General features: G+C 44.3%; 29 protein-coding genes. 18 read left to right on the top strand and 11 right to left on the bottom strand.

The window, feature by feature from the left end; translation table 11 throughout:
• Window positions 1-98: 98 nt before the first annotated feature.
• The 3 genes from ACL934_RS10100 to ACL934_RS10090 form a co-directional block, all read right to left on the bottom strand.
• Entirely contained in the window at window positions 99-1214 is a 1116-nt protein-coding gene (locus ACL934_RS10100) for a Glu/Leu/Phe/Val family dehydrogenase (RefSeq protein WP_374073233.1), read from the bottom strand.
• Between the two features lie 155 nt (window positions 1215-1369).
• Window positions 1370-3148 (bottom strand): arginine--tRNA ligase, encoded by a 1779-nt coding sequence (argS, locus tag ACL934_RS10095; RefSeq protein ID WP_413612160.1) that lies wholly within the window; start codon window positions 3146-3148, stop codon window positions 1370-1372.
• The gene (locus ACL934_RS10090; RefSeq protein WP_413612159.1) at window positions 3145-3735 is read right to left on the bottom strand and encodes a hypothetical protein; all 591 of its coding nucleotides are present in this window, start codon (window positions 3733-3735) and stop codon (window positions 3145-3147) included. Before ACL934_RS10090 ends, argS begins: the two co-directional genes overlap by 4 nt.
• 381 nt (window positions 3736-4116) lie before the next feature.
• Between ACL934_RS10090 and ACL934_RS10085 the strand changes: the two genes are divergently transcribed.
• A complete protein-coding gene (locus tag ACL934_RS10085) occupies window positions 4117-4650 on the top strand; it encodes a tyrosine-type recombinase/integrase (RefSeq protein ID WP_374073228.1) in 534 nt (177 codons plus the stop codon).
• Window positions 4651-4714: 64 nt separating this feature from the next.
• Here the strand turns inward: ACL934_RS10085 and ACL934_RS10080 are convergent, their stop codons facing one another.
• Window positions 4715-5047: a hypothetical protein gene (locus ACL934_RS10080; RefSeq protein WP_374073226.1), complete on the bottom strand. Its 333-nt coding sequence runs from the start codon at window positions 5045-5047 to the stop codon at window positions 4715-4717.
• 193 nt (window positions 5048-5240) lie between these two features.
• Here ACL934_RS10080 and ACL934_RS10075 point away from each other — a divergent pair, with 193 nt between their 5' ends.
• Genes ACL934_RS10075 through ACL934_RS10060 form a run of 4 tightly spaced genes read left to right on the top strand, consistent with a single transcriptional unit; the run spans window position 5241 to window position 8302 of the window.
• On the top strand, window positions 5241-5855 hold the full coding sequence (locus ACL934_RS10075; RefSeq protein ID WP_374073225.1) for a 2OG-Fe(II) oxygenase family protein: 615 nt from the start codon (window positions 5241-5243) through the stop codon (window positions 5853-5855).
• Between the two features lie 3 nt (window positions 5856-5858).
• Complete coding sequence (locus tag ACL934_RS10070) at window positions 5859-6608, top strand: ABC transporter ATP-binding protein (RefSeq protein ID WP_374073224.1); 750 nt, start codon at window positions 5859-5861, stop codon at window positions 6606-6608.
• A complete protein-coding gene (locus tag ACL934_RS10065; protein WP_413612158.1) occupies window positions 6605-7360 on the top strand; it encodes an ABC transporter permease in 756 nt (251 codons plus the stop codon). The genes ACL934_RS10070 and ACL934_RS10065 overlap by 4 nt, the downstream gene beginning before the upstream one ends.
• Before the next feature lie 9 nt (window positions 7361-7369).
• Entirely contained in the window at window positions 7370-8302 is a 933-nt protein-coding gene (locus ACL934_RS10060) for an ABC transporter substrate-binding protein (protein ID WP_413612157.1), read from the top strand.
• Window positions 8303-8304: 2 nt separating this feature from the next.
• Here ACL934_RS10060 and ACL934_RS10055 read toward each other — a convergent pair whose 3' ends face one another.
• Both ACL934_RS10055 and ACL934_RS10050 read right to left on the bottom strand, forming a co-directional pair.
• A complete protein-coding gene (locus ACL934_RS10055) occupies window positions 8305-8700 on the bottom strand; it encodes a hypothetical protein (RefSeq protein ID WP_374073221.1) in 396 nt (131 codons plus the stop codon).
• Window positions 8701-8887: 187 nt separating this feature from the next.
• Window positions 8888-9751, bottom strand: coding sequence for an alpha/beta fold hydrolase (locus tag ACL934_RS10050; RefSeq protein ID WP_374073220.1), 864 nt, complete (start codon window positions 9749-9751; stop codon window positions 8888-8890).
• Between the two features lie 164 nt (window positions 9752-9915).
• On the opposite strand from ACL934_RS10050, the gene ACL934_RS10045 reads away from it, so the two are divergent.
• From ACL934_RS10045 to ACL934_RS10000, 10 genes are all read left to right on the top strand, one after another.
• Window positions 9916-10470, top strand: coding sequence for a YceD family protein (locus ACL934_RS10045; RefSeq protein ID WP_374073219.1), 555 nt, complete (start codon window positions 9916-9918; stop codon window positions 10468-10470).
• Window positions 10471-10542: 72 nt separating this feature from the next.
• A complete protein-coding gene (gene rpmF, locus ACL934_RS10040) occupies window positions 10543-10728 on the top strand; it encodes a 50S ribosomal protein L32 (RefSeq protein WP_374073218.1) in 186 nt (61 codons plus the stop codon).
• A 23-nt stretch (window positions 10729-10751) separates the two neighbouring features.
• Window positions 10752-11747 (top strand): beta-ketoacyl-ACP synthase III, encoded by a 996-nt coding sequence (locus tag ACL934_RS10035; RefSeq protein WP_374073217.1) that lies wholly within the window; start codon window positions 10752-10754, stop codon window positions 11745-11747.
• Between the two features lie 3 nt (window positions 11748-11750).
• Window positions 11751-12725 carry an ACP S-malonyltransferase gene (fabD, locus tag ACL934_RS10030; protein ID WP_374073216.1) on the top strand — a complete coding sequence of 325 codons (975 nt, stop codon included), beginning with the start codon at window positions 11751-11753 and terminating at the stop codon, window positions 12723-12725.
• Window positions 12726-12804: 79 nt separating this feature from the next.
• The gene (gene fabG, locus ACL934_RS10025) at window positions 12805-13554 is read left to right on the top strand and encodes a 3-oxoacyl-[acyl-carrier-protein] reductase (protein WP_413613487.1); all 750 of its coding nucleotides are present in this window, start codon (window positions 12805-12807) and stop codon (window positions 13552-13554) included.
• 88 nt (window positions 13555-13642) lie between these two features.
• Window positions 13643-13879, top strand: a complete 237-nt coding sequence (gene acpP, locus ACL934_RS10020; RefSeq protein ID WP_041871683.1) for an acyl carrier protein — start codon at window positions 13643-13645, stop codon at window positions 13877-13879.
• Window positions 13880-13885: 6 nt separating this feature from the next.
• Window positions 13886-15154, top strand: coding sequence for a beta-ketoacyl-ACP synthase II (fabF, locus tag ACL934_RS10015; RefSeq protein WP_374073214.1), 1269 nt, complete (start codon window positions 13886-13888; stop codon window positions 15152-15154).
• Between the two features lie 7 nt (window positions 15155-15161).
• Window positions 15162-15638 (top strand): RpiB/LacA/LacB family sugar-phosphate isomerase, encoded by a 477-nt coding sequence (locus tag ACL934_RS10010; protein ID WP_374073213.1) that lies wholly within the window; start codon window positions 15162-15164, stop codon window positions 15636-15638.
• A gap of 63 nt (window positions 15639-15701) precedes the next feature.
• On the top strand, window positions 15702-16949 hold the full coding sequence (gene glyA / locus ACL934_RS10005) for a serine hydroxymethyltransferase (RefSeq protein ID WP_374073212.1): 1248 nt from the start codon (window positions 15702-15704) through the stop codon (window positions 16947-16949).
• A 100-nt stretch (window positions 16950-17049) separates the two neighbouring features.
• Window positions 17050-17619 carry a M23 family metallopeptidase gene (locus tag ACL934_RS10000; RefSeq protein ID WP_374073211.1) on the top strand — a complete coding sequence of 190 codons (570 nt, stop codon included), beginning with the start codon at window positions 17050-17052 and terminating at the stop codon, window positions 17617-17619.
• Window positions 17620-17762: 143 nt separating this feature from the next.
• Here ACL934_RS10000 and ACL934_RS09995 read toward each other — a convergent pair whose 3' ends face one another.
• Complete coding sequence (locus tag ACL934_RS09995; protein WP_374073210.1) at window positions 17763-18761, bottom strand: hypothetical protein; 999 nt, start codon at window positions 18759-18761, stop codon at window positions 17763-17765.
• Window positions 18762-19173: 412 nt separating this feature from the next.
• Between ACL934_RS09995 and ACL934_RS09990 the strand changes: the two genes are divergently transcribed.
• Window positions 19174-19470 carry a hypothetical protein gene (locus ACL934_RS09990; RefSeq protein WP_374073209.1) on the top strand — a complete coding sequence of 99 codons (297 nt, stop codon included), beginning with the start codon at window positions 19174-19176 and terminating at the stop codon, window positions 19468-19470.
• A gap of 12 nt (window positions 19471-19482) precedes the next feature.
• Here the strand turns inward: ACL934_RS09990 and ACL934_RS09985 are convergent, their stop codons facing one another.
• Both ACL934_RS09985 and ACL934_RS09980 read right to left on the bottom strand, forming a co-directional pair.
• Window positions 19483-20085: a hypothetical protein gene (locus tag ACL934_RS09985; protein ID WP_374073208.1), complete on the bottom strand. Its 603-nt coding sequence runs from the start codon at window positions 20083-20085 to the stop codon at window positions 19483-19485.
• Between the two features lie 242 nt (window positions 20086-20327).
• Complete coding sequence (locus tag ACL934_RS09980; protein WP_374073207.1) at window positions 20328-20921, bottom strand: YceI family protein; 594 nt, start codon at window positions 20919-20921, stop codon at window positions 20328-20330.
• Window positions 20922-21629: 708 nt separating this feature from the next.
• Here ACL934_RS09980 and ACL934_RS09975 point away from each other — a divergent pair.
• Window positions 21630-22769 (top strand): patatin-like phospholipase family protein, encoded by a 1140-nt coding sequence (locus ACL934_RS09975; protein WP_374080413.1) that lies wholly within the window; start codon window positions 21630-21632, stop codon window positions 22767-22769.
• Here ACL934_RS09975 and ACL934_RS09970 read toward each other — a convergent pair.
• Both ACL934_RS09970 and ACL934_RS09965 read right to left on the bottom strand, forming a co-directional pair.
• Window positions 22766-24634, bottom strand: a complete 1869-nt coding sequence (locus tag ACL934_RS09970; protein WP_374080412.1) for a potassium transporter Kup — start codon at window positions 24632-24634, stop codon at window positions 22766-22768. The genes ACL934_RS09975 and ACL934_RS09970 overlap by 4 nt on opposite strands.
• Window positions 24635-24934: 300 nt before the next feature.
• The gene (locus ACL934_RS09965) at window positions 24935-25516 is read right to left on the bottom strand and encodes an NADPH-dependent FMN reductase (RefSeq protein ID WP_374080410.1); all 582 of its coding nucleotides are present in this window, start codon (window positions 25514-25516) and stop codon (window positions 24935-24937) included.
• 76 nt (window positions 25517-25592) lie between these two features.
• On the opposite strand from ACL934_RS09965, the gene ACL934_RS09960 reads away from it, so the two are divergent.
• The gene (locus ACL934_RS09960; protein ID WP_374080409.1) at window positions 25593-26279 is read left to right on the top strand and encodes a PilZ domain-containing protein; all 687 of its coding nucleotides are present in this window, start codon (window positions 25593-25595) and stop codon (window positions 26277-26279) included.
• The last annotated feature ends 23 nt before the right edge of the window (window positions 26280-26302 follow it).

Here is a 26302-nt window from a genome sequence, read left to right as displayed (position 1 = left end):
TTTCCCCTTATACTTTGCTCTGACGGCCACGACGGCCGGCAGAAAGGCCGCTCACGGATGGCCACACTAAGTAGCTCCGAGAGCAGCTGCAAATACGACTAACGGTTATGTACTTCTTTAAGCGTCGTGAACGCGCGAGAAGATTTACCTGGATGGCGTTGTTTCAAGCGACCAATTGTGTTGATACGCTCTTCAGCCAAACGGTCTGCTGCAGTGTGAGTTCCGATATTGTCACGTTTTGCAACTTCGTAAACTTTCAAGATGTTGTCATAAACGCGTTTCGTTTTTTCGAACGCACGTTCAGGAGAATAACCTTCAAGTTCAACGAAGACGTTCATCAAACCACCAGCATTGATCACGTAGTCTGGAGCGTAAAGGATGCCCAATTCTTTCAATTGGTCACCGTGACGAGCTTCCGCAAGCACGTTGTTCGCGCCACCCGCGATCACTTTTGTTTTCAATTTAGTGATAGTTTGATCGTTAACGATGGCACCCAATGCACACGGAGCCAAGATGTCGCACTCAGTGAAAAGGATTTCATCTGGTGAAACTGCTTTTGCGCTGAAAGCTTCCGCTACATTTTTAGTGCGGTTCATGTCGATATCAGCCACAGTGATCACTGCGCCTTCTTCTTTAAGATACTTCACAAGGTTAGAGCCTACGTTACCAAGACCTTGAACGGCGATTTTCATGCCTTTCAAAGAGTCCGTTCCGAATTTCTCTTTTGCAGAAGCTTTAATACCCATCAAAACACCGTGTGCAGTGTATGGAGATGGGTCACCAGATCCGCCGAAATCCTTAGGGATACCAGTCACCCAAGGAGTTTCCATGTAGATGTGTTCCATATCTTGAACGCTTGTACCGACGTCTTCAGCCGTGATGTATTTACCATTCAAAGAGTTTACGAATTGACCGAATGCACGGAACAATCCTTCAGATTTTTGAGTTTTTGGATCGCCAATGATAACAGCTTTACCACCGCCCAAGTTCAGACCTGAAGCAGCTGCTTTATAAGTCATCCCTTTAGACAAACGAAGAACGTCGACAAGAGCCTCATCTTCATTTTTGTAGTTCCACATACGGGTACCACCCAAAGCAGGTCCCAAAGAAGTGTTGTGAATAGCGATGATCGCTTTCAATCCAACATGAGGGTCGTTACAGAATACAACTTGCTCATGGTCTCCATGCTTAGAAATAAGCTCAAAAGTTCCCAATGTAGGCTCCTTCTTAATTTAAATTGCGAGGAGATCATGGTTCCATTTGAGTAAAAAGACTAGCGTTAATGCGGCGAATAAGTTGAGGGGCGAAATCGCTTAAATTTGGGGCAAAATATGGAAGGCTCCCGCAACAACGAGAGCCCTGATTCTCATTACATTTTCTCTGGTGCCGGCATGCCCAAGACGGCAAGACCTTGCTTAAGAGTTGCCCCTACAGCAGAACTCAAAGCCAGACGTGCTTCGCGAAGAGTTTCGTCTTTTTCTGTTCCGATCGGACACTCATGATAGAACACGTTAAACTTCTTCGCGAGTTCATACAAATAAGTGCAAATCGCAGCCGGCTTAAAGTTTTCAGCTGCCTGAGCAATTGAAGAGTTAAACCCAAACAACGCCTGCATCAATTGACGTTCAGAAGCGTGCGTTAGAACACTCCAATCCACATCCTTTTGAGCACGCGGGAATTTTCGTCCCAGGCTCGAGATACGAGCGTAAGAATATTGAACAAACGGTCCAGACTCCCCATCTAGTTTCAGCCACTCATTCATATCAAAAACGATTTTCTTATTCGTGTCGATACGAAGCATGCCGTAGAAGATCGCACCTTTCGCCACTTGTCCGGCGATAGTTTCAATATCTTCTTTCGTCCATTCGTTTTCATAACGACTTAGGTAAGTCGTCTTCACATGTTCTTCCATGCGATGAACAAGCTCTGTCAAGGGCACGATATTGCCTTTACGAGAACTCATCGCCCCATCCGGAAGTTCCACATAATTATATTGAAGATGGAAGCAGTTCTTCGCTTGTTCAAAACCGAGGATTTCAAGAACGCGGAAGACTTGTTTAAAGTGCAAAGCCTGGCGCATATCGACGATGTAGACGCTCTTTTCAATGTGCACATCTTCAAACTTGTGTTTTGCAAGAAGCAAATCTTTCGTCGCGTAAAGGCCCGTGCCATCAGACTTAAGAAGCATACAGAACCCAAGATTTTCAGATTCCAAGTTCTTTCCAATAGCGCCTTCAGACATCTCAAGTTTTCCTTGAGCAAAAAGTTCTTTCACCCAAGCCGCCGAAGGAGAATCCATATCTGATTCAAAATACCACTCATCAAAATTCACATCGGCCCATTTATAGACCTTCTTCATGAGCTCAATAGACCACTCGCGAGTCTCTTTCCAAAGATCGAAATAAGGACCTTTTTTAGATTCCAACTGATGCAGAATATCCGTGAGCTCTTGTCTATTAATAGCTTCCTGGGGAGTTCCGTTTTGATCTTCTAAAAGAAGATTGGCCTTCGAGTACATGCGACCCAACCATTCCCCTTTACCTGTTGCAGGCTCTGGCTCTTGGTTGTGTTTTTTCATATACCAAAGACATTTCGCCACGTGAGTTCCCATGTCGCCAGGGAATGTGGAAGCCACAATGTCACGTCCTGAATAACGAAGCATGCGAACGATCGCATCACCCAAACAAAGATTTCTCATATGACCCACATGAAGTTCTTTGTGAGTGTTTGGCTGAGAATACTCGATCATTGTCTTTGGAGATTTTTCGACAAGCTGTTTTTTAAAGAAGCTGCCATTTAAAATATCGTTAAGAACCAGCTTTCCATGAATAGCCGGAGCCAAAGTGATATTCACATAAGGACCCGCAGCCACAGCTTTGATATCTAGAGAGGCCGATTTTTCCGTAATACCTTTAGCAATTTCTTTTGCCACATCCGCCGGAGATTTCTTCAGAGATTTCGAAAGAAGAAAGCAGCCAAAAGCCAAATCACCGAGCTCTGATTGCGGAGGCAAGACGAGAGCTTTGTAAATTTCGATTTCCAAAGCTTCGCGGGATAAAACATGGGGAACTACGTCTGGATAGACAGAAGAAACAACATCAAAGATGGTTTGCGTCACTAAAAGTCGAATGGCGTCGTGTTTAATCATAGACCTTTCCAAAACCAGAAAACGGCTGCCCAAGAAATACTAATAAGAAGAATGACTATACTCATCTTCTTGTGAAAATTCAGGTCTTTTTTGAGCTTCTTCAGCTCCCCATGAAGATCCGCGCGTTCATTCGTCAAACTTTGCAGTTTCTGAGAGAGATTTTCCATACTTTCAAGGCGTTCTTGGCGTTCAACGTCCAATTCCTTAAGAGCCTTCTGATGCAAAGCCTGCGGATTTGTACTGATAAAATATTGCGGCGTTAAACCGGGGATTTTTTCCCGCAAAGCCAAATACCATTGAAGAGCGCGCCAAATATGCGGGGGAGCTTCATCGCCTTGCTTCGTCCAGCGAGTCCAAGTGGATGGATCAACCAAAAGAAGTTGGGCCATTTTGCGTTGAGAAAGCCCTAAAGAACCCCGAATTTCTTCCAAGTTTCCGATTTGATTTTGAATGACTGAAACCTGGGCTTCGTAATGCATCCTTAAAGATGTCTTTGAACGAGGTCCAAGATCCCCCTCCAAAAACCCCTCGTCAAATGCCGCCTTTTCAAACCCTTCTTGATCTGGCCCCTGAACGTCCAACTCCATTTAAACCCCTCTAGACTATTGTTTTTCACAACATTTGTGTTGTTATTCACAATAAATAGCGTTGTATAATACATATATGATTCCAAAGAGGCTTTTGATGTGTCAAGCTAAGTCATTGAAACCACAAAAGAATTCTTCCAGGCATAGCCCAGATACCCCTTTTTCAAAACAGACTAAAGCTTATAGTTATAAGCTTTAGTGTTAAGTATTTGATTTTATTATATATTTTAATCAGTGACTTCAAGGGGTTATACATTGATGCAATGCGGTGTATTTCGACCATGCATATCTAAACAAGATATTTTTATCTATCAACACTCTGAATGCAATGCGGCATGAAATCCCCTTGTCAAAGACACCTCGACTTCTGAATGATGAGTTATGTCTACGGCATCTCGGTATCAGCTTAATAAGAACAAATATCTCCTCGCCCCCGAAACGGAACGTTTGCGAAAAATTCTCACGGACTTTCAAGACAAGGATCCACGCAATTGTTTGATGATTTGGGTGGCTTTGCGAACCGGCGCCCGGGCTCAAGAAGTTCTCAATATTCAACGAAGTGATTTGAACCCTTATGATGAAAGCATCTTTATCCGGGGTTTAAAGGGCTCCAATGACCGCGAGATTCCGATTCATTCCGACATTTTTAATCGACTTCACCGCTTCGCTGAGCAGCAAGGCGGAACCTCGGTTTTTCCGATTTCCTACAATCGTCTCTATCAGGTCTGGGAAATGTATCGCCCCGTTCCAAAGAAATTCCACGCCTTGAGGCATACTTTTGCCATCGAACTCTATCAAAAAACGAAGGATTTAAGGTTGGTTCAAGTGGCCCTGGGACACAGAAACATCACTAACACCATGGTTTACGCGGATTACGTATATTCGCAGCAGGAACTCCGCAAACTCATTCTTTAAGAGCAAAAGAAAAAGGCCCTCTTTTTACAGAAGGCCTTTGGTGTTTTTAAATTTTAAAATCTAATTAGTAATCAGCAGAGTTGATTTCTGAAGCCAAGCGTTCAAATTGCTTGGATTCAGAGGCACGGTGACTTCTTTTCTCTTTTTTGAAAGCCAAAAGATCTTTTCTAGTCGGAGCATTGTAAGAAGCTCCTGAATTTTCAACTACAACAATGCGCTCGCGAACTTCAGCGGCTGCCACAGCATCTCTAGCGTCATCAACATTGTGTTTCACTGTAGAGTGAAGTTCATTTTGAGCCTTTACGTTCTCTGTAATAAGAGCGTTAAAGTCCGAAATTTTCGCAAAGCTCATAGCAGGGATCATCGCGATAACTGTTACAAGTAATTGCTTTTTCATAATTCACTCCTTGGTAATGCCTTTACTTAAAGCAAGGGCGGTGCCACCCCCAGGCGCATTCAGTTCCATATGACGAAAAGGCTTTGATGATGTAGCTAACAACTGTCTAACAATTGGTGTTCTGTTCTTGAATTGATACACAAAGACATGCCATGATGGCTCTTTAAAGACTTGTTTGCGAAGGTGTCTCAGAATGATAAAAACGCTTTTTCCCACCTTTATCTATTACTCCCCTCTGAAATCCCGAGGTTTGGCAGAGCTGAATAAAGATCTCAAAATGGAAGCTTTGAAGTTTGCCGAGATTGATGAAGAAGGTCAGGCCTGGTCCCGCAAAAACTATAAAGGCGGATATACTTCCTACGGCTCTATTTCAAGTCTGCACAAAGTTTCAAGCACCTTTGAGGAACTCGAAAAAGAGATCGACAAACACGTTCGTAAGTTCGTGAAGCACTTAGAAATGGATATCAACCCGAAAGAATTAAAAATGACCTCTTGCTGGGTGAATATCATGCCGACGGACGTGATCCACACCATGCATCTTCATCCGCTATCAGTTATCAGCGGGACATATTATGTTCAAACACCGAAAAACTGTTCATCGCTGAAGTTTGAAGATCCAAGACTAGATTCTTTTATGGCTTCCCCGCCGCGCAAACACGGCGCCAAAGACCACAATCAAAGATATTACTCTCTGGATCCTAAAGAAGGTCACGTCGTTCTTTTTGAAAGCTGGCTGCGCCATGAAGTCCCTAAGAACGACGCCCACAAAGAACGCATCAGCATCAGCTTTAATTACGATTGGGTGTAGTTGATGACAGAGGGACTGGGCATCCACATTAAAGATCTTGCGAAAAGCTTTGCTCAACGTGAAGTGATCAAAGATTTAAATCTGGATATCGAACCCGGATCTTTTGTTTCCGTGGTGGGCCCTTCTGGTTGTGGGAAGTCGACACTCTTAAGATTGATGGCAGGTCTAGAAAAACCCACAAGCGGGGAGGTGAGCCTCTCACCTGCCGCTAAAAGATCTTTTAGTTTTGTCTTTCAAGAGGCCAATCTTCTTCCATGGCGCTCGGTTTTTGAAAATGTCTTTCTTCCCTTTGAGCTCAATTCCACGTTTAAAGATGTTTCTATAGAAGAAAAAACAAATCGCGTGATGGCGGCTCTGAAAAAAGTGAAGCTGGATGAATCTGCAAAACTTTTTCCTCATCAACTGTCCGGAGGCATGAAAATGCGCGTGTCATTGGCGCGTGCTCTGGTCAGCTCTCCAAGACTTCTTTTAATGGACGAACCTTTCGCCGCCCTGGATGAAAACACGCGCTTTGAAATGCAAAATCAACTGTTAGAGTTGTGGAAGAATGAAAAGATGACCGTCGTATTTGTCACACATTCTTTGTTTGAATCGACGTATCTTTCAGAGAGAATTATTATGTTAAAAGGAGCGGGTGCCGAAAAGGTTCTAGACCAGAAACTCGATCTTCCTAAAAACAGAACAGAAGACCTTCGCACCTCGGAAGATTTTAATCGCATCGTCAGAAGTATTTCAGAAAGGCTTAAAGGATGAAACGCTTTGGGCCTGCTCTTGTGAGCTTTCTTATCCTCACTTTGCTTTTAGAGTTTACCGTGCGCCAGGGCTTGATTAGCGATACTTTATTTCCGGCACCCTCCACTGTTGTTAAAACTCTTCAAGAATTGCAGGAAGACTTCTTTACGGCGTTTAAAGAAACGTTGGTCAATGTCCTAGCAGGCCTGGTTATCAGTATCATTATTGGAAGCCTCACGGCGTTTTTATTTTCTCTTTCGGATCTTTTAAAAAGAGCGATCCTGCCTTTTGCCATCTTCTTTCAAACAGTGCCCATCATCGCCATCGCGCCACTACTCGTGATCTATTTCGGCTTTGGCGCGCCAACCGTGATCGCTTCAAGCTTTATTGTGTCTGTGTTTCCCATTATCGCAAATACTTTGATGGGATTAGAAAGTGCCAGCGAGGCCCAGAAGGATTTATTCCGCGTCTATCACGCAGGTCGCATTCAAACTTTGATCAAATTAAAACTCCCCAGCGCTTATTCTTACATTTACTCAGGACTTAAAATCTCAGCGGGTCTTTCTATCATCGGCGCCATTGCCGGAGAATTCGTGGGCGGTGGCGGACTGGGTGCGATGATCGACTCTGCGCGCACACAGCAAAGAGTGGACATCGTCTTTGGAGCTTTATTATTGTTATCTGCGATGGGACTTTTATTTATGGGCATCTTAACGGCCGCGCATAAGCTTATTCTGTGGCGTCGTCCCTTTGCTTCATCCTCTCAAGAGTAAGGATTTAAAATGAAAACATGGCTTCTTGGTTTAAGTCTTCTTTTAGCCTCTCCGGCTTTTGCACAACCCCCGACTTCAGTCACATTGGCTTTGAATTGGAAAGCAGAACCTGAGTTTGGCGGATTCTATTCGGCCGCACTTCAAGGAATCTATAAAAAACACGGACTTGATGTGAAAATCTTAGAAGGCGGATCAGGAACTCCGACGGTGCAAATGCTTGCTAATAACAAAGTTGAATTTGCTATTGTAAGTGCTGATGAAATCATTCTTTCTCAAGATCGCAACGCCAAAAACAAAGTTAAAGGTCTGTTTGCTGTTTATCAAACCTCACCTTACATCGTGATGACTCATGCAGAAAAAAACTTTAAGACTTTGAAAGATGTTTTCGCAAGTGAAGGCATCCTCTCCATGCAGTCTGGGCTTCCCTATTATCAATTCCTGGTACAAAAGTTTGGAAAGCCCAAAGTGAAAGTGGTTCCTTACACTGGCGGCGTAAGTAATTTCTTAAATAACAAAAACTTTTCTCAACAGGGATTCATCACAACAGAACCTTTGAGCGCAGAAAAAGCCGGCGCCAAAGTTAAAAGCTTCCTTATTGCTGATGAAGGTTTTAATCCCTATTTGGTGGTGATTGCTGCGACAGAAGAAACTTTAAGCAAGAAGCCTGAGCTTGTTAAAAAAATAGTGACGGCATCACGCGAAGGCTGGATCTCCTATCTTAAAGATCCAAAAGCGACAAATCAGTACATGGCTACTTTGAATAAATCTTTAGATCTTGAAACTTTCAACAAGGCCGCAGATATTCAAAAGCCCTTGATTGAAACAAAAGAAACATTGGGCTCGATGACATCCGCCCGCTGGGAAACTCTTGTTCAGCAGCTTAAAGACTTAAAACTGATTAAGAGCTCTCCTAAGGCGCAGGACCTTTTCGTAAATCAGTAAGATTAACGACGGCAGCTATCTAAGAATACAGTGCGAGGCTTCACCATGCTTTCCATAGTTTGGTAATCGCGTGCAGAGCCTTTGCCTGTTTTATAATTGATTTGCACAGACTGCTTAGAGAAAACCATTCCCAAGCGTTTCTTTGAAGATTCTAAATGCAGACCTTCATCGTCGTTTTGTTTTACGACCTCATCTTTATCAACATTGATAAAAATAGCGGGTGTGTCTTTGTATTGCCCTTCAACGATGACATTGCCCCGATCCGTTAAAGAAACCTTGTAAGTCTCAACAGACGCCATATTCGGTTTCACAGACCCACGACAAGTCACAACGACCTCGTTGGCACTGGCGATTTCAGCAGATAAAATTAAGCTCCAAAAAACGATCAGCTTAATCATAAAGTCCTCCGAACTTAAGGATAAGATGACCGTCTTATTACAAAGCTTGTGCCTGTTATAAGAGAGTCTGAAGTAGATTTTAGAGCCACCTCGCAGGCAAAACCGGAGGTGACTATGAATAAAAAACAAGGTCCGGCGACAATCGACACCTAAGAGGGAGAGTCGCTCCCTCTTAGGTCCCATCTAATCAACTGGCTCTTAAGCCCATATCGCGGGGAGCTTGTCTTTGTTTCGCAGCCCAATGACGTTCCACTTTGCCAATAAAGGTTCTGATATTCTCTGCGATTTCTTCGGGTTGTTCGATCGCTAAAGCATATCCCGCATGATGAATGGTTTTAAACTCAGCATTGGGAATGGCTTTTGCGAGACGACGGTACGCTTCAAGATTCGTAGGAGAATCTTCATCGCCAGCCATCACAAGAACAGCGCAACTGATTTTCGAAAGATCTTTTGTCACATCTTTACGGTGGAAAATTTGTTCCGCAGCATCGAGACTTTCCGCTTTCAATTTACCCACATGATTAATCCATTTTTCGCGGCGACTGACTTGCACAGGATCTTTCGTTCCGCGGAATGTCGACCCAAACCACATTTCAGAGAATGCTTTTGCACTGGATTTCATGCCATTTTTCTTCGCATTCGTAATAAACGTATCCATATCGCGAACGGATTCTTCGCTTTCAGCTTCTGCGTTTGCTCCCATCAGAGTACAGCTTTTCAAAAGATCAGAACGTAGAATCGCCAAATGCAATCCCACGTGCGCTCCAAGGCAGTTTCCAATAAAATGACAAGGCTCTAAATTGAGCTTTTCAATAAGAGAAGCCATGTCCTTGGCGCTGTTCTCAAGACTGACACTCGGAGTTCCGCCACTCTTTCCTAAACCGCGGTGATCACAAACAACCACTCTATATTCATCAGAGAGGATGCGCACCACGGGTTCATAAACTGAGGTGTCGGTATAAAGAAGCGGGCTCAGCAAAATAGCCGGAGCGTCTTTTGGACCGTGTTCCTCATAATAATACTCACTTCCATTGATTTTGAGAGTTGCCATAAATACCCCCTTTAGTCTTCAGCCCAAGACTACTCCCTCCCTGAAGGACCACAAGATGACCTCGACGAAAACAGACCTTGACCAACCGCCCCATTTCCACTACAACAAACTCCCCCATATAAAGCCTGATTTGATATTCTTAGGGGTGGACTTAGGAGTTTTTTATGAAAATCAATCTGACTGAAATCCCAGAAGAAGGAAGAGCCTATCACTGGAACTCTCAAACGGGAGAACTCAACTCAGTTTTGACAGATTTGATCGGTAACACTCTTCATGAAACTGAGTTTTTTATTAAACCTTTAAATTCCAGAGACTTCGAGCTGGTAGGAACTATGAAAACCAAGCTTCCAGAGCAATGTGCTCGCTGTGGAATTGATTTCGCTTTCCCTATAGATACTAAGTTTCATGAGTTTTTAATCCCTAAGCAGGACCACCCTCGCGGTAGTAAATATTCCAAGGTCAACCATGTGAGTGACCTTCCTGAGAACGGACCTGATGTTTCTGAATATGAGGGAAACCTATTTGATATCGGGGAATACCTTCATGAAGTCGTAGCTCTTGCTGCGCCTTTTAATCCAGCAGGCCCTGAAGATGAAAATGGGGATTGCTCAATTTGCAAAATTCCTGTGAAAGGACAGAGCTTTAGCTATGACGAGCAAATGCCGGATGAAAAGCCCCAAAGTCCTTTCGCAGTTTTAAAGAACATCAAAATCAATTAAAGTGTTGATTTTTATCATTCTTTGGTTAAATTAACGTGCTTCGATTATAAATGACTCAAAAAGAGGTTTGAAATGCCAACTCCTAAGAAGAAAACGTCTCGCTCTCGCCGTGATATGCGCCGTTCACACGACGGTTTGTCTACTCCTGCAGTATCTGTAGAAAAGAAAACTGGCGAATTGACTCGTCCTCACCGTGCTCACAAAGGCACTGACGGCGCTTTGTACTACAAAGGCAAACAAATCAGCGCAGCTAAGTAATCACTTACGGACAGGTTGACTCCATGGCAGGATTGTTTCGGTCTCGAGTAGCAGGGATAGGCTCGTATTTACCAGAGAAGGTTCTCACGAACCAAGATCTCGAAAAAATGGTAGAGACGAGTGATCAATGGATTGTTGAAAGAACTGGGATCGAACGTCGCCATATCGCCGCTGAAGGTGAAGCCACATCGGATCTTTGCCTTCAAGCTTCTCGTAAAGCTCTCGCAGACGCCGGATTAACTCCTGAAGATATCGATATGATCGTTGTTGGAACCGTATCTGGTGACCGCCAGATGCCTTCAACTGCGTGTTATTTGCAAAGCAAGCTGGGTTGCCGCAACATCGTTGCGTTTGACCTGAATGCGGCTTGTTCTGGTTTTATCTACGGTGTTTCTATTGCCGATCAATTCATCCGTACTGGAATGTATAAGCACGTTCTTGTGGTGGGCGCTGAAGTTCTTCATCGCTTCGTCAATTATCAAGACCGTGAGACATGCATTCTTTTTGGTGATGCGGCCGGGGCGTGGGTTTTATCTCGTGCACAAGATGGCGATAAAAACATTGTCGAAAGCACTCACCTTCATGCTGATGGAGATTTAGCGGACCTACTGACTCTGCCAGGTGGCGGAAGTGCGATGCCGCAATCTCAGTACGTTCTAGATAATAAATTAAATTATGTCTCTATGCGTGGACGCGAAATCTTTAAAAACGCCGTTCGCACAATGGCTCTTTGTTGTAGAGAAGCCTTAGAGCACAACCAACTTCCACCAGAAAAAGTGGATTGGATTGTTCCTCATCAAGCCAACAAGCGTATTATCGAAGCTGTGGCTGATCAGTTTAAATTCCCAATGGAGCGCGTGATTGTTTACCTTCAAGAAACAGGAAACACGTCAGCGGCTTCAATTCCCGTGGCCTTTGATTGGGCCGTCAAAAATGGAAAAATTAAAAGAGGACAGACTATTTTGCTCACAGCATTTGGAGCAGGTCTAACTTCTGGCAGTATTCTATTGAGGTACTAACACATGTTTACTTTGGCATTCCCTGGACAAGGCAGTCAGCAACCTGGCATGGGCCGTTTTTTATTTGAAAACTTCAAGATTGCTCAAGAAGTTTTCGAGGAAGGCTCTGAAGCCCTTAAGCAAGACATGAAAAAACTGTGCTTTGAAGGATCTGAGGCGGATCTGGCTCTGACGGAAAATACTCAACCAGCTCTTCTTCTTGTTTCAACAGCGACACAAAAAGTTTTGCGCCACGATTTCGGTGTTAAACCTGTCGCAGCCGCGGGTCACTCTATCGGTGAATACGCCGCTCTTGTTGCTGCCAACGTGATTCGTTTCGACGAGGCGATGCGCGCCGTTCGCACACGTGGACAAGCGATGCAATCTGCTGTTCCTGTTGGACAAGGCGGAATGGTGGCGGTTCTTGGTTTAGAACCTGATCAAGTTGAAACTCTTTGCAATTACGTTGTGAAGAATTCTGGCTTCGGTCCTTTGTCAGCAGCCAACTTCAACTCCCCTGGACAAATTGTAATTTCAGGCTCGCAAAAAGCGATCAACTGGTTGAAAGACAACTTCAAACCAGAAGCGATTTTCACGGAAGCTCCGAAGCGCGCAAAATTAATTCCTCTAACTGTTTCAGCGCCTTTCCACTGCGAAATGATGAAACCTGCCGAAGACAAAATGCGTATAGTATTGACCGCGATGGAATTCAATCAGGCCTCCTTCCCCATCATTCAAAATTTCCACGCCAAAGCTGAAACAGAAGGTTCTATTTTGCGTGAGAACTTGATCCGCCAAGTTTCAGCTCCCGTTCGTTGGACTCAAAGCATGGAAGTTTTAAAAGGCATGGGTCACGCTCAAGTGATCGAATGTGGCGCCGGAAAAGTCCTTCAAGGTCTTCTTAAAAAGATCGACGGAGACTTCTTCAAAGTAATGACCACAACAAGCATGGAAGATATTAAAACTATTGAAGAATTTTTGAAAGCTTCGAGTCATTGAAATTTCTTGAGCTTTGCTCGGAGTTCGGTCAGAGTGTGCTGAAAACGACACAAGTTTGCGCAGAAAAAGGATTTTGCACATGAGCGGAAAATCGCTTCAAGGAAAGAAAATTGTTGTAACCGGCGGCAGCCGCGGCATTGGCGCTTCTATCGTAAAGCTTTTAGCTGAAGAAGGCGCGCAAGTGGCCTTCACTTACTCTTCTCGCGAAGAAGCCGCTCAACAAGTTGCGCACTCTTTAACTGGCGAAGGTCACTTCTACATCAAAATGGATATCGCGAACGAAGCTTCGGTCAATGAAGCTGTTGAGCACATCCTTGAAAAATGGCCTGACGTTGATGGCGTTGTTAACAACGCTGGCATCACTAAAGACCAACTTCTTTTGCGTATGAAAGCAGAAGACTTTGATTCTGTGATCAATACAAACTTGCGCGGAACTTTCTTAGTTACGAAAGCTTTCACGAAACCCATGATGAAAGCGCGCAAAGGTTCCATCGTAAATATCACTTCTATTATTGGTGAAACTGGAAACGCAGGACAAGCGAACTATGCGGCCTCCAAAGCAGGAACAATCGCTTTTGCGAAGTCTGTGGCTTTGGAACTTGCTTCTCGCAATGTGCGCGTAAACAACGTAGCACCGGGCTTTATCGGCACTGAAATGACAGACGTTCTTTCTGAAGACGTAAAAGCAAAAATGATGGAACGTATTCCTCTGGCAAAAATCGGAGAAGGCAACGACGTCGCACAAGCGGTTCGTTTCCTACTCAGTGATGAATCAAAATACATCACAGGGCACACTCTGGATGTAAACGGCGGAATGCACATGAACTGAGCCTGGCTCAGAATGCGGAAGCGCCTGGGGCGTAGAAGCTGGACTGGACTTGAAGATTAAAATAGATGAACGCATATTAGGAGGACAAATGGCAATTCATCCAAAAGTAAAAGACATCATCGTTGAACAATTAGGCGTAGATCCAGATAAAGTTAAGCCTGAGGCTTCTTTCATCGACGATCTTGGCGCTGACAGCCTTGATATCGTTGAACTTGTGATGGCAATGGAAGAAGAATTCGATCTTGAAATTCCAGACGAAGACGCTGAAAAGCTTAAGACTGTTCAAGACGTAGCTTCTTACCTTGAGAAAAAAGGAAAAGCTTAATTTCTTATGAACTCCCGATTTGAACGTCCCTCAAAACCACAAAGAAGAGTTGTCGTCACCGGAGTGGGCGCAGTCACTCCCCTTGGTAATACCATTGAGGACAGCTGGGCTGCTGCGCTTCGTGGCCAATCTGGCATCGCGAAGATCACTAAGTTCGACACGACAGGCTTTGATGTGACTTTTGCTGGTGAAGTGAAGGGTTTTAATCCTGATCTTTACATCGAGAAAAAAGAGCAAAAGAAGATGGCCGAATTCATTCATTACTCTATCGCAGCATCTAAGATGGCCGTGGAAATGGCCAAATTAGAACTGACAGAGGACGTGAAGAATCAAGCGGGAGTGATTATTGGTGTGGGCATCGGTGGTCTTCAAACTATCGAAGAAACATCCATTAAGATGAAAGAGAAAGGTCCTGGTCGTATCAGTCCTTTCTTTATCCCTGCTGTCATCACGAACTTGGCGGCGGGACAAGTTTCCATCGCATTGGGCTTAAAAGGTCCAAACTACTCTGTGACTTCAGCCTGCGCTTCAGGTGTTCACTCTATCGGAGACGCTGTTCGCTATATTCGCGATGGCCTCACTGACGTGATGCTTGCAGGTGGCGCTGAAAGCACTATCTGTGGACTTGCGATTGGTGGTTTCGCCTCTATGAGAGCGCTTTCCACTCGCAATGATGCTCCAGAAAAAGCAAGTCGTCCTTGGGACAAAGACCGTGATGGTTTTGTTCTGGCAGAGGGCGCAGCCGTTCTTTGTATTGAATCTTTAGAGCACGCTGAAAAACGTGGCGCTAAGATTCTTTGCGAAATCACTGGCTACGGTGTCTCTTCGGACGCTTACCATATGACGTCCCCAGCTCCTGAAGGAGAAGGTGGATACAAAGCCATGGTAGCTGCTGTTAAAGACTCTGGATTGAATCCATCTGATATTCAATACATCAACGCTCACGGCACTAGCACTCCTGTTGGTGACGGCCTTGAGTCCACAGCCATCAAGCGCCTTATGGGCGATCATGCAAAGAAAGTCTGGGTTTCTTCTACGAAGTCTATGACGGGACATGCTTTGGGTGCTGCGGGTGCGATTGAATCTGCTTTCTGTGTGATGGCAATCCGTGATCAAAAAGTACCTCCAACAATCAATTTGGAAAATCCAAGCGAAGACTGCGATTTGGACTATGTTCCTAACAAAGCTCGCGAAGGAAAAATCGACAACGTTCTTAACAATAGTTTTGGATTCGGCGGCACGAACGCCTGCATGATCTTCTCAAAACTGAAATAGGTGAAACATGGTAGTTTACATAGGTTGTGATCACGCTGGGTTGGATTTAAAACTTAAAGTGATGGCAGCCTTCCCGGAGATCTCATGGAAAGACATGGGAACTCACAACGGAGACTCTGTAGACTATCCTGATTACGCCGACCAAGTTTGTAAAAACATCGTTCAAGCAGAACTTGAAAATCATAAAAATAAAATCGCGGATTCACTAACAGGTTCATCCATGGGCGTTCTGGTCTGTGGGTCTGGTCAAGGTATGGCTATTCGTGCAAACCGTTATCCGCAAGTGCGGGCGGCTCTTTGTTGGAATGAAGACATTGCTCGCCTTTCTCGTGAACATAATAATGCGAACATTATTTGTTTAAGCGCCCGCTTCACGTCCCCTGATCTTGCAATCAAAATGGTTAAAGAATTCCTTCATACGAAATTTGAAGGTGGACGCCACCAGCGTCGCGTAGACAAACTCTCCAGCGACACTGGTTGTTGAGACTTTTAAATTTTACGCATTCAAGGGATACTTTAAACACATAAGTCCAGTGAGGTATCTTTTATGCATTCAACGTCGATGTCTTTGTCTCAAGTAGATCCTGAAGTTTTAGCAGCGATTGAAAAAGAATCTGAACGCCAACAATTTGGTCTTGAGATGATCGCTTCAGAAAACTACACATCACGTGCGGTGATGGAAGCTCAAGGCTCCATCCTCACAAACAAATACGCTGAAGGCTATCCTGGCAAACGCTATTACGGTGGCTGCGTGAATGTCGACACTGTAGAGTCTTTAGCTATCGAGCGCGCAAAAAAACTTTTCGGAGTTGGCTTTGCCAACGTACAACCTCACTCTGGATCTCAAGCAAACATGGCTGTTTATTTGGCTGCTTGTAAAGCCGGTGACACCATCCTAGGTATGGATCTTTCTCACGGTGGACATTTAACTCACGGCTCCCCTGTGAACTTCAGTGGCCTCTTATTTAAAGCCGCTTCTTATAAACTCGACGCAGAGACAGGTCGTATTAACTACGACACAATTCGTGCGACTGCTAAAGAAGTTCAACCAAAACTCATCATCGCGGGTTACAGTGCTTACCCTCGGACATTGGACTTTGCAAAGTTCAAAGAGATCGCTGACGAAGTGGGTGCGCAATTGCTAGTCGACATGGCTCACTTTGCAGGCCTCGTAGCGACAGGACATCATCCTTCTCCAGCTCCGTATGCGGATTACATCACAACGACAACGCATAAAACTTTGCGTGGCCCTCGTGGCGGGATGATTCTTACGAACTCTGAAGAAAAAGCGAAGACGATGAACTCGCGCATTTTCCCAGGCATCCAAGGGGGACCTTTGGAGCACGTTATCGCAGGAAAAGCAGTGGCTTTCGGCGAAGCTTTAAAGCCTGAGTTTAAAAAATACAGCGAGCAAGTGATTATGAATGCAAAAGCTCTTGCTGATGAAATGCTTTCTTTAGGTTTCAAACTTGTGACTGGTGGGACAGACAATCACTTGATCTTGGTCGATTTGAGTGATCGTGAAATCACGGGAAAACTAGCAGAAGCATCTTTGGATGAAGCTGGTATCACTGTAAATAAAAACACAGTGCCGAATGAAAAACGCTCGCCGTTTGTCACAAGTGGTGTTCGTATCGGAACTCCTGCTTTGACCACACGTGGAATGGGTGTTTCTGAGATGAAGCAAATCGCGAAATGGATTGCGCAAGTTCTTAATAATCCTGAAGATGTTGCGATGAAGAGCAAGATCCATGAGGATGTGAAGCAGCTTTGCAAACAGTTCCCAATTTATTAGTGCTTAATAAGTAATCTCTTGTTGATATTTTTAAGAATTACAACGGGCTCATTCCAAATTAATGCTTTGGATTCGAGGACTTATTAAGTATACTCAAAGCATGTCACCAGGATGGAAGCAGCTCGTTAATTTTGCAGGAAGCATTTTCGTTGTGGGAACCCTTGGTTCCTGCACTACATTTCATACACCCTTGTCGCGGGAATACTTTTCAGGTGGTTCACCAAACACCCCTCCCCGCAACGCCGCCTCAGATCAAAGTCCTTACATCGAACAACAGATTTCTTTCGATTGGCCTGTTGATCGCGCGCGCATGACTCGTGGTTTTTTACCTAATAAAAAACGCCCTCACTTAGGAATTGATCTTGCGGCTCCAAAAGGAACGCCGATCCTAGCCGCTCAGGGCGGCACAGTGATCTATGCAGGTCGTGAGTTCCGTGGATACGGAAAAATGGTTCTAGTAGAGTCTGGCGACGGCTGGGCGACTTTGTATGCCCACTTCGATAAGATCCTCGTAGCCGAGGGCCAAAAAGTCCGCCAAGGCGAAGTCATCGGAGCCATGGGCCGCACAGGCAGAGCGACTGGTGTTCACTTGCATTTTGAAATTCGCAAAGACAGAGGACCTGTTGATCCTCTACCTCTTCTTCCACAAGCCGCGACAGCAAGCCTTTAGAAGCTTGAGTGTCTCAGCACTAACCCAAATCAAATTTTAAAAGGTCTTATAGATAGAAACGGATAGCCCTCTTAGGGGCTTTCGAAATAAAAAAGGCAGCCTTGGGGGCTGCCTTTTTAGCATCTCAGATTCTTTTACAAGAATTAGAATACGTTCAATGTAGAAGACAAACCAATGTTTGTTCTGTCAGAACGGATGTCGTCTGGGATGAATTGTACGTTAGGGTACAAGTAGATCTCACGAGTCAAAGAAATACCGATTCCCATTGATTGGTAAGATACAAGGCGCTCGAAAGTCGCAGCATCTTCACTTCTGTAGTGAGACCATGCGAAGTAACCGAACACTGTACGGAAAGAGAATGTGTCGTTGAAAGAGTACTCAAGGAATGGGTACAAACCGATGTCGTAGTCAGAACGAGCACCGCGAGTTTCCATCATGTCAAAAGATTGCGCGCCGTCTTTGTACAAGCTGTAACCGCCAGAGATAGCGATACCTGGTTGGAAGTTAGAACCTTCGATATCAGCAACCATTGTGTGATCCAAAGAGATAGAACCAACGCTTTGAAGAACGTCTACATCGTATTGCTCAGTCGCGTGGCTGTAAGTTACAGACGGCATGTGCATGATGTTGCCAGTTCTGAAAGAACGAGAATACTCAATATATGGAGTAGAAACGTTCAATACTTTAGTTTCTGGGTCATCGCCAAGTTTGTTAGATTTCAAATCATCTGTGTTGTTGTGGAATGGAGTCAACATAGTGATACCAGTTCCCAAACGGATAGCGTCTTTATCAGTTGCACGGTAAGCAACACCCACTGTACCAGTAAGGTAAGTCAAAGCTTGACCAGTAGTACCTTTACGGTAGTTAGGACGTTCTTTATCGATTGGTTTCTCGATAGAACCACCTTGGTAAGCCAAGTTAGCTTTTACGGACCATTTAGATTTAGAACCTGCTTCAGCACGCATACGAGCATTTGTGATCTCTGCATCAAGATCAGATTGCTTTTCGTCTTTGTTCTGAACATCAGACACTTTTACAGAGCTAGTGTTCGCATTTTGGTTTTGAGCTTGCTCTTCAGCGTGAGCAGCTACAGTAACCATTGATCCCGCCAAAATCAGTGACAATAAAACTTGTTTTTTCACTGGTTTCCCTTTCCTTCGTGGTTATTATTTATGTTTCTTAAACTACTTAAAATTAGTTTATTAAATTCAAATTCATCATTTCGGAGCCCTGAATACCTTCAGTTCCGAAAAGGGTCAACTTGGTCCCAAATTGGAGCCACTGGTCCCTAATGAGCAAGTAAGGTGCCATGACTTTAGTCCCGTTTCAACACCATTTCTTAACGAATTCCTAAAATATCCTGCTGTTTTATTCGATTTGAGCCCTATTTCGATAGTTTTTTGGAACGCGGACACTTTGTGACACTAAAGAGTTCTGTGGAAATCACAAAGTGTCCCTGAAAATTATTCACCTTTATTCCGCCCCTCGAACCCTGCAAATCTACAAGTTGCCTCCCCTTATAAGCCTTCGAATACTAAATTGAAGGAGGCCTCCATGAAAGACCCGCAGCAAGATCCGCTTTATCAAGAACGGGATTTTCTTCACAACATCGGCGTGTCGTTAAACGCAGCATTATTCATTGTGGATCGCCTCACTGAAGAGATCAAAGAAGAGGAAGGGCGCTTGGAGACGGATGCCGAGATCGAAAAGCTCTTTCATCATCTCGCAAACTATCTAGTGAAAATTGATAAGATGGTAAAGAGTCGCAACACGCATCTGGCGGAAATGTTAGATGAAGAGATCCGAAAAGAAAAAAAGGAGAGTGCACAACACTCTCCCCGTTCGATTTAAATTTGAAAACTCTTATTTAATTTCAGAGCTTGTTGTGTCTGTCGCGGTATTGAGGAAACCAACCATACCACGCGTGTCTGCAGAGTCAGTACCCATCAAAGGCAAAGCCTTCTCTGGCGTGAACCATTGATAACGATCTTCTCCAGGACTGCGTTCGTCGAAGTATTTACGAACACCTTCTTGAATTACCATTTGGCTGTCCTTATAGATCTCCATGGAAGCATAATAGGGATTACAATCCGTAGTTCCACACATGGCGTGGAAGACCACAGTGAAACCATTGACATCAACGCGGCCTTCAACCATCTCTGTACCGAAGTGATGAGTCGTCACTGGCATCTCTTGATTGTTGATAAGAATTTTTGCCATCACAACATTCGGTCCGGGTTGCCCTGCTGGAGCAAAATATTTTGTAATACCGACGACATCCGCCAGAAGACCTTGAGCTTCAGCGCGCTCACCGGCTTCTTGGGTCTTTTTACCATCCGCCACACTCGCACCCATTTTGTTTTTCGCATAACGAGCCGCGAACTCAGAATCTTTTTTCGCACAAGCCGTCATCGTGAAAGCCGCCGTTGCAAGCAATGTGATAAATAGAAATTTAAAGTCTTTCATAGGATGTCTCCTCATTCGACCTTCTTAAATGCAAAGGGTTCGCCAGAAGACAAGCAGAAGTAAATCGCGAAGATCACAAAGGAATCTCATTGTGAGACGAGGGGTGTACATTGCAGGCGGGCTGCAAAAGCCATTTTACGCTTAAACTCGCTCACTCTTTTGACAAAAGTTAGAGCCGCGCTGAAAAATAAAAAAGGCGCTGAGTAAATCAACGCCTTCAGAGCTAAAATAGATTTTTAAATTTATTTTTTAGCAACAAGTTTCAAATTCAATTCGAATTCGTCACTGATGATTTTGTCACCAGCAAGTTCTTTAAAGAAGTTGCCAGAACCATATTTAAGACCCCATTTAGTACGGTCAATTTTCACAAGAGCTTCACCAGTAGCAACACCCTTATCAACCGCCAATTTTACAGGGAACTCTATAGGATTTGTTTTACCGATCATAGTAAGTTCACCCTTAACCACAGCTTCTGTTTTAGATTTCGCAGTTACACCTGTGATTTTAAAAGTCGCCGTTGGGAACTTAGTCACGTTGAAGAAATCTTCATTAGAAAGGTGACCCACAAGTTTCTTTTGGTATTCAGGGCTGTCTTTCAAATCTTCATTAGTCACAGTAGTCATATCAACAACGATATTCCCAGAAGCCAATTGACCTTTTTTATCAAAAGTCACATCGCCTTCTTTCACAGAGATACCACCATGATGAGCACTTCCCATCTTCTTAGTACCCTTCCAAGCCACAGAACTAGCTTTAGTATCAATCTTATAAACGTCTGCTGCTTGCACAGAAACAGCCGCCACCAAAACAAGAGCGCCCATAACAAACTTCATCATCTTAAATTCTCCTTCAAAGATGCCTATGTTAACAAACACCCCCAAACTATTTCCCAAGAACCCAAAGAGATCAATCTTCAACAAACAGAATTAAACTTAGATCCATAAACCACTCAATAAAAGCTTTCACTACCAGACCAAAGCAAAAGAAAATGTTAAAGAGACTTCACATACCAAACAAAAAACCCGACCAAAGAAAACTCTCAGAAGACAATCCCTAATCAATAAAGGTATTCACAAAAAAACAAAAGAACCACCAAGGCCCCAAAAAATAAGGCGACACTCTATTTTGTTTTCTTGCTCACAGAACATCGTCTTCCATTGCCTTGTTAAATTCATTGTTCCCGGCGCGAGTTCCGCAGCGCCAAGAAAGCCCAGCAATAGCAATCAGAAAACTAAAAAAGATACCCCCCGAAGCCAGCAAAGAAAAACAAGCGCGAGGACTGTCCGAGCAAAGGGAGCAATGAATTTAACAAGGCAATGGAAGCACCGAAGACTCCCGCGAACAACAAGAAGAAAAAAAAAGAAGAGAGCCGCTCGGGCTCCCTTATGCGAAGCAGGTTTTCCTTCAATGGAATCGATAACCGAAAATTGATTATCGTGGCTTCGTCACCATCAGTATCTCCCCTTTGTATTTTTCTACAAGTCTAGAAATCACTGTAAATTTGAACGCGAGCGTATTAGCGTTTTAACAGTAAGGGGGTGTTTGTGTCATCGTCCCTCAGTCTTGTGCTTTCTGGAGGCGGAGCCCGAGCTGCGTATCAAGCCGGCGCCGTGGCTGCTATTGCGGATATTTGCTCTGAGCAAGGCATCGCCTATCCTTTTGATCTCTATACGGGCATTAGCGCTGGCGCGATTAATTCGGCGATGCTCACCTCCACTTCGAGTTGTCATATAACAGATGGCTGCAAAAAACTGACGAATCTGTGGAGTCGTGTTGAGTCTGAACAAGTTTATATCACAGATCCTGTTTCTCTCTCGGTCGGCGGACTGAAGTGGATCGCGGATCTTTCTTTGGGAGGCATGATTAAAGCCGCCCCCAGAAAAGCCCTTCTTGATGCAAGCCCTTTAAGAAAACTCATTCATGACAACTGCAATTTTGAAAGTATTCAACGAAACATCAACGATAAAAAATTTCGGGGATTGGCGATTTCGGCTCTGGATTATTTTTCAACTTCAACTGTCACCTTTATTCAAGGGGTTGAAGACATCCCGATGTGGCAACGAGTGCGCCGTCGTTCTGAACGGGTGACCATGACCATTGATCATATCCTGGCATCCTCTTCAATTCCCCTGTTATTTCCGCCAACCACTATTGGCGACAGTCACTTTGGCGACGGCAGTATTCGCAACTTGTCTCCATGCGGACCTGCGATTTATATGGGTGCAAAAAAGCTGATCGCCATTGGAGTTCGAAAAAAACAGGATGTGTGTTATGCCTCAAGACACACCAATGGAGAAAAGCCGCCTTCTGTGGGCCGTGTGGTCAGTGTTTTACTCCATACATTGATGATGGATGGTTTAGAAATTGATATTGAACGTCTGGACCGGATTAATACAAATATTTTGAAACTCTCTGAAAATGAACGGACAACTCTTTCCGTAAGACCTATCGACTATCTTTGGATTTCTCCTTCTCGGGACATTACTGAAATTGCTTCCCATCGCGTGAATCGTTTGCCAGCAATGATTCGCTATTTGTTACGAGGGCTAGGAACACTTCAAGACACCACGGAGGTCGCAAGTTTCCTACTGTTTGAGCCCACCTATTGTGGGCAATTGATTGAATTGGGTTTTGAAGATGCGATGAAATACAAGGAGCAGATTCTTCGTCTGCTCGAGGCTTAAATTTCTACTTGAATACCCACTTCAATCACTTGATTGGGTGGGATGCGGAAGAAGGCCGTCGGTCTTTGGGCATTTTTCGACATCACCGCAAACAAACGTTCACGCCAATGGGACATTCCCGGTTCTTCACCTTTATTCGGTCCTTTGTCGGCAATGATGGTTTCACGGCCTAATACAAAAGTGGTGTCGTTGACATTGAAATTAATTTCTTTTTGTCGGCACGCCTCAAGAATATGCTTCATCTTCGGCGTTTCCATAAATCCATAATAAGCCAAGATGCGGTACATATTCGGAATAACTTCCTGAATAGAGATACGATCTTTTTTAGACACAAATGGAACTTCACGGGTTTGGATTGTGAGAATCGCCACACGCTGATGCAAAACTTTATTGTGTTTCAAATTATGCAAAAGCGGAACCGGAACACCCCAAGGATCTCCCGTCATATAAATCGCAGTTCCCGGTGCACGCAAAGGAGGTTCGCGCAAAATCTTTTGGCAGAAATCCTCGATAGGCATAGAGCGTTCTTTGAGACGACGGAATAAAACCTGACGGCCTTTTTGCCATGTCGTCATCAAAAGATAAATCACCGCACCAATCACCAAAGGCACCCAGCCACCATGAGTGATCTTGCGAATATTGGCTCCAAAGAAAGCCAAATCCATGATGAGGAAAGATCCAAAAATGGAAGAGGCTTTTAAAAGACTCCAATTCCATTTTTGTCGAGCCACTTCAAACGCCAAAATCGTTGTGATCACCATCGTTGCAGTGACCGCAATACCGTAGGCGGCTGCTAAGTTACTGGATGTTTTAAAGGTCAAAACAAGCCAGATAACGCCAAGGAAAAGAGACCAATTCACGGCGGGCACATAAATCTGACCAATCTCTTGGCTTGAAGTATGGATGATAGAAATACGTGGACAGAAACCCAATTGAATTGCCTGGCGAGTGATTGAAAACACACCGGAAATCAACGCTTGAGACGCAATGACCGTGGCCAAAGTGGCAAGGACAACCATTGGCAATAGCGCCCACTTCGGCGCCAGTAAATAAAACGGATTGGAAATCGCCTCTGGATTATTTAAAAGCAAAGCCCCTTGACCAAAATAATTTAAAGTCAAAGCAGGCAGTGCCACTGTAAACCACGCCAAACGGATCGGTCTTTTTCCGAAGTGTCCCATATCTGCGTATAGAGCTTCTCCACCGGTAACGACTAGGAATACTGAACCAAGAACGATGAAACCATGCCAGCCATTGCGGAAGAAAAATTCAAAAGCATGATGAGGCAATAATGCTTCAAAGATGTGGGGATTTTCAGCCATCCCGTGAATGCCCAAAGCACCCAGCACCACAAACCACGTCAACAGGATCGGACCAAAGATCACACCAATTCTCCCCGTCCCGTACTTTTGCATAAGGAAAAGGGCATTCATCACAAAGATGGTCAGTGGGATAATATAGGGTTCAAAACTTGGAGCGACGTAAGTCAAACCTTCCATGGCAGAAAGGACTGAGATCGCCGGAGTGATCACGCCGTCTCCATAGAGAAGAGCCGCTCCGAATAATCCCAAGATCGTCATGATCCAACGACGATGAGTGACGTCTTTGTTGTGTTGACTGCGCACAGCCAAGGCCATCAAAGAAAGGATTCCACCCTCGCCTTTATTATCTGCTCTCATAACGAAAGCCATGTACTTGATACAGATAACTGAGATCAGAGTCCAAAAAATCAGAGAGAGAATTCCAATGACATTTTCAGGAGTCGGATGAAGACCATACTCTCCTCCAAAGCATTCACGAAGAGCGTAAAGAGGGCTAGTTCCGATGTCCCCAAAGACCACACCAAGGGCCCCCAAAGAGAGCATTAAAATATTCGCATTTTTACTATGGCCCGAGTTTTCTATAGAACGAACCCCATCTTAAGTTGGCAATAAAGCTCAAGTTTAGAGAAGAACTGGACGCTTGTCAGTGACTCCCTGGAAAAATGACGCGTTATCCCTCATTACAAGAAGTTTAGTTGCCTTCATTTTGGGCTGTTTGAGATCATAGAGGAACTATGACACCTAGTACGATGTTTCGTTCTAAATGGTTCCTCGCAGCCCTCCTGATCCTCGGATTGATCTATTTTGAGGGCCGCGTTCACGATAAACTTGTTAATCGCGAGCCTACTGCTGCTTCCTTCTCTCGATAGCTGCATTTGCATCAATCTTAAATGAACTTAAAGCCTGAGTGAATTTTTGGAAACCCTCGGCTTGTTTCACCAAAAGCTGCTTAATCATTTCGTCTTGAACCTGTCCTTCAGCATTAAGAACCTTATGAACGTTCATGATGAAAACGCGTTCCGGGTAAACATAAGAGTTTCTGTAGCCAAAAACTTGCTGCAAGTGTTCGACAGGACGAAGTGCTCCAAACATTCCGCCTAAACCTACGAAACACACCGGGCGAAATTCAAAAGATTCAGGATAACGCCAGTGATCGATGAAATATTTTAAAACACCGGGCATAGAACCGTTGTATTCAGGACAAACAACAATCAAACCTTCGCTTTTTGCAATTTTGTCTAGGTAAGGTTTTAAACCTTCGCTTGTTTTTCCGTACTGAAGATCATCGTGCAGATGGCTTTTCATCTCTTTGAGATCCATGATTTCCACTGTCTCGCCGAGTCCCTGATAGATTGACTGAATGTACTTGGAAACTTTAAGAGTGTTTGAGTCAGGACGATCTGTTCCCGCGATAATGTATTTCATGAATTAATTCTCCTAGACAAAGTGATATACATTTCGCTGTAATAAAACACAAGAGTCAACTGCGAGGAGCACATCTGTGGCGCATCCAAAGATTTGGTTTATTCTCAGCGAAGGTCAAGTAAACGGTCCCTACGATCATGAAGAGATCGAGGCGCGCCTGAGTTCAGCAAAAGAACCGCAAATCTGGGGGCGTGGTCAATCGGAATGGATGACTCCTTCTCGATGGCGTCAATCACTAAAAGAGGCATTGCAAACGGCCCCCGTTTCCACAGAACCTCAAGGCGTTTGGAAAGTGCGCGTAGAGGGACAGGAAAAAAGTTCGATGAAGTACTCTGATCTCATCGCCTACCTTAAAACTCTTAAAGATTTCTCTGTTGTCGACATCAGTGCTGATAACAGCGGTGTTTGGAAAGAAGTCTATGCGGTTCCTCGCGTTGTTGAAGATCTCGGTATCAGTCGCCGATCTCACCCCCGTGTTCCTATGGTTGGAACGTTGGCTTGTGAAGGCGACAAAGGGGAATTCACTTGCCGCGTGATCTCTATCAGCGAAGGTGGTCTGGGAGTTAATGACGCTAGAAACTTACAAATTGGTGAGCGCTTTAAGGCCACATTAACCAGTCCGAATTTGTTTGTTACCATAACTTCCACTTGCGAAGTCGTCTACGTCGGTAACGATGGCTATGCGGGACTTCGTTTTGTCGGTCTTCCTACAGAATTTAAAAGCTCCATCATTGAGTACGTAAATAAGTTCGCCACGGTTTAATTGGTTATTCACATACAATGAGC

This window comes from Bdellovibrio sp. HCB-110, assembly GCF_047323225.1.
Lineage (GTDB): Bacteria > Bdellovibrionota > Bdellovibrionia > Bdellovibrionales > Bdellovibrionaceae > Bdellovibrio.
This window is presented reverse-complemented; position numbering and strand designations above follow the sequence as displayed.

What these genes read in the sequence shown, in the direction of transcription:
- argS (WP_413612160.1), bottom strand. Translation starts at nt 3,148, where the DNA reads ATGATTAAACACGACGCCATTCGACTTTTAGTGACGCAAACCATCTTT.
- ACL934_RS10090 (WP_413612159.1), bottom strand. Translation starts at nt 3,735, where the DNA reads ATGGAGTTGGACGTTCAGGGGCCAGATCAAGAAGGGTTTGAAAAGGCG.
- ACL934_RS10085 (WP_374073228.1), top strand. Translation starts at nt 4,117, where the DNA reads ATGTCTACGGCATCTCGGTATCAGCTTAATAAGAACAAATATCTCCTC.
- ACL934_RS10080 (WP_374073226.1), bottom strand. Translation starts at nt 5,047, where the DNA reads ATGAAAAAGCAATTACTTGTAACAGTTATCGCGATGATCCCTGCTATG.
- ACL934_RS10075 (WP_374073225.1), top strand. Translation starts at nt 5,241, where the DNA reads ATGATAAAAACGCTTTTTCCCACCTTTATCTATTACTCCCCTCTGAAA.
- ACL934_RS10070 (WP_374073224.1), top strand. Translation starts at nt 5,859, where the DNA reads ATGACAGAGGGACTGGGCATCCACATTAAAGATCTTGCGAAAAGCTTT.
- ACL934_RS10065 (WP_413612158.1), top strand. Translation starts at nt 6,605, where the DNA reads ATGAAACGCTTTGGGCCTGCTCTTGTGAGCTTTCTTATCCTCACTTTG.
- ACL934_RS10060 (WP_413612157.1), top strand. Translation starts at nt 7,370, where the DNA reads ATGAAAACATGGCTTCTTGGTTTAAGTCTTCTTTTAGCCTCTCCGGCT.
- ACL934_RS10055 (WP_374073221.1), bottom strand. Translation starts at nt 8,700, where the DNA reads ATGATTAAGCTGATCGTTTTTTGGAGCTTAATTTTATCTGCTGAAATC.
- ACL934_RS10050 (WP_374073220.1), bottom strand. Translation starts at nt 9,751, where the DNA reads ATGGCAACTCTCAAAATCAATGGAAGTGAGTATTATTATGAGGAACAC.
- ACL934_RS10045 (WP_374073219.1), top strand. Translation starts at nt 9,916, where the DNA reads ATGAAAATCAATCTGACTGAAATCCCAGAAGAAGGAAGAGCCTATCAC.
- rpmF (WP_374073218.1), top strand. Translation starts at nt 10,543, where the DNA reads ATGCCAACTCCTAAGAAGAAAACGTCTCGCTCTCGCCGTGATATGCGC.
- ACL934_RS10035 (WP_374073217.1), top strand. Translation starts at nt 10,752, where the DNA reads ATGGCAGGATTGTTTCGGTCTCGAGTAGCAGGGATAGGCTCGTATTTA.
- fabD (WP_374073216.1), top strand. Translation starts at nt 11,751, where the DNA reads ATGTTTACTTTGGCATTCCCTGGACAAGGCAGTCAGCAACCTGGCATG.
- fabG (WP_413613487.1), top strand. Translation starts at nt 12,805, where the DNA reads ATGAGCGGAAAATCGCTTCAAGGAAAGAAAATTGTTGTAACCGGCGGC.
- acpP (WP_041871683.1), top strand. Translation starts at nt 13,643, where the DNA reads ATGGCAATTCATCCAAAAGTAAAAGACATCATCGTTGAACAATTAGGC.
- fabF (WP_374073214.1), top strand. Translation starts at nt 13,886, where the DNA reads ATGAACTCCCGATTTGAACGTCCCTCAAAACCACAAAGAAGAGTTGTC.
- ACL934_RS10010 (WP_374073213.1), top strand. Translation starts at nt 15,162, where the DNA reads ATGGTAGTTTACATAGGTTGTGATCACGCTGGGTTGGATTTAAAACTT.
- glyA (WP_374073212.1), top strand. Translation starts at nt 15,702, where the DNA reads ATGCATTCAACGTCGATGTCTTTGTCTCAAGTAGATCCTGAAGTTTTA.
- ACL934_RS10000 (WP_374073211.1), top strand. Translation starts at nt 17,050, where the DNA reads ATGTCACCAGGATGGAAGCAGCTCGTTAATTTTGCAGGAAGCATTTTC.
- ACL934_RS09990 (WP_374073209.1), top strand. Translation starts at nt 19,174, where the DNA reads ATGAAAGACCCGCAGCAAGATCCGCTTTATCAAGAACGGGATTTTCTT.
- ACL934_RS09985 (WP_374073208.1), bottom strand. Translation starts at nt 20,085, where the DNA reads ATGAAAGACTTTAAATTTCTATTTATCACATTGCTTGCAACGGCGGCT.
- ACL934_RS09980 (WP_374073207.1), bottom strand. Translation starts at nt 20,921, where the DNA reads ATGATGAAGTTTGTTATGGGCGCTCTTGTTTTGGTGGCGGCTGTTTCT.
- ACL934_RS09970 (WP_374080412.1), bottom strand. Translation starts at nt 24,634, where the DNA reads ATGCTCTCTTTGGGGGCCCTTGGTGTGGTCTTTGGGGACATCGGAACT.
- ACL934_RS09965 (WP_374080410.1), bottom strand. Translation starts at nt 25,516, where the DNA reads ATGAAATACATTATCGCGGGAACAGATCGTCCTGACTCAAACACTCTT.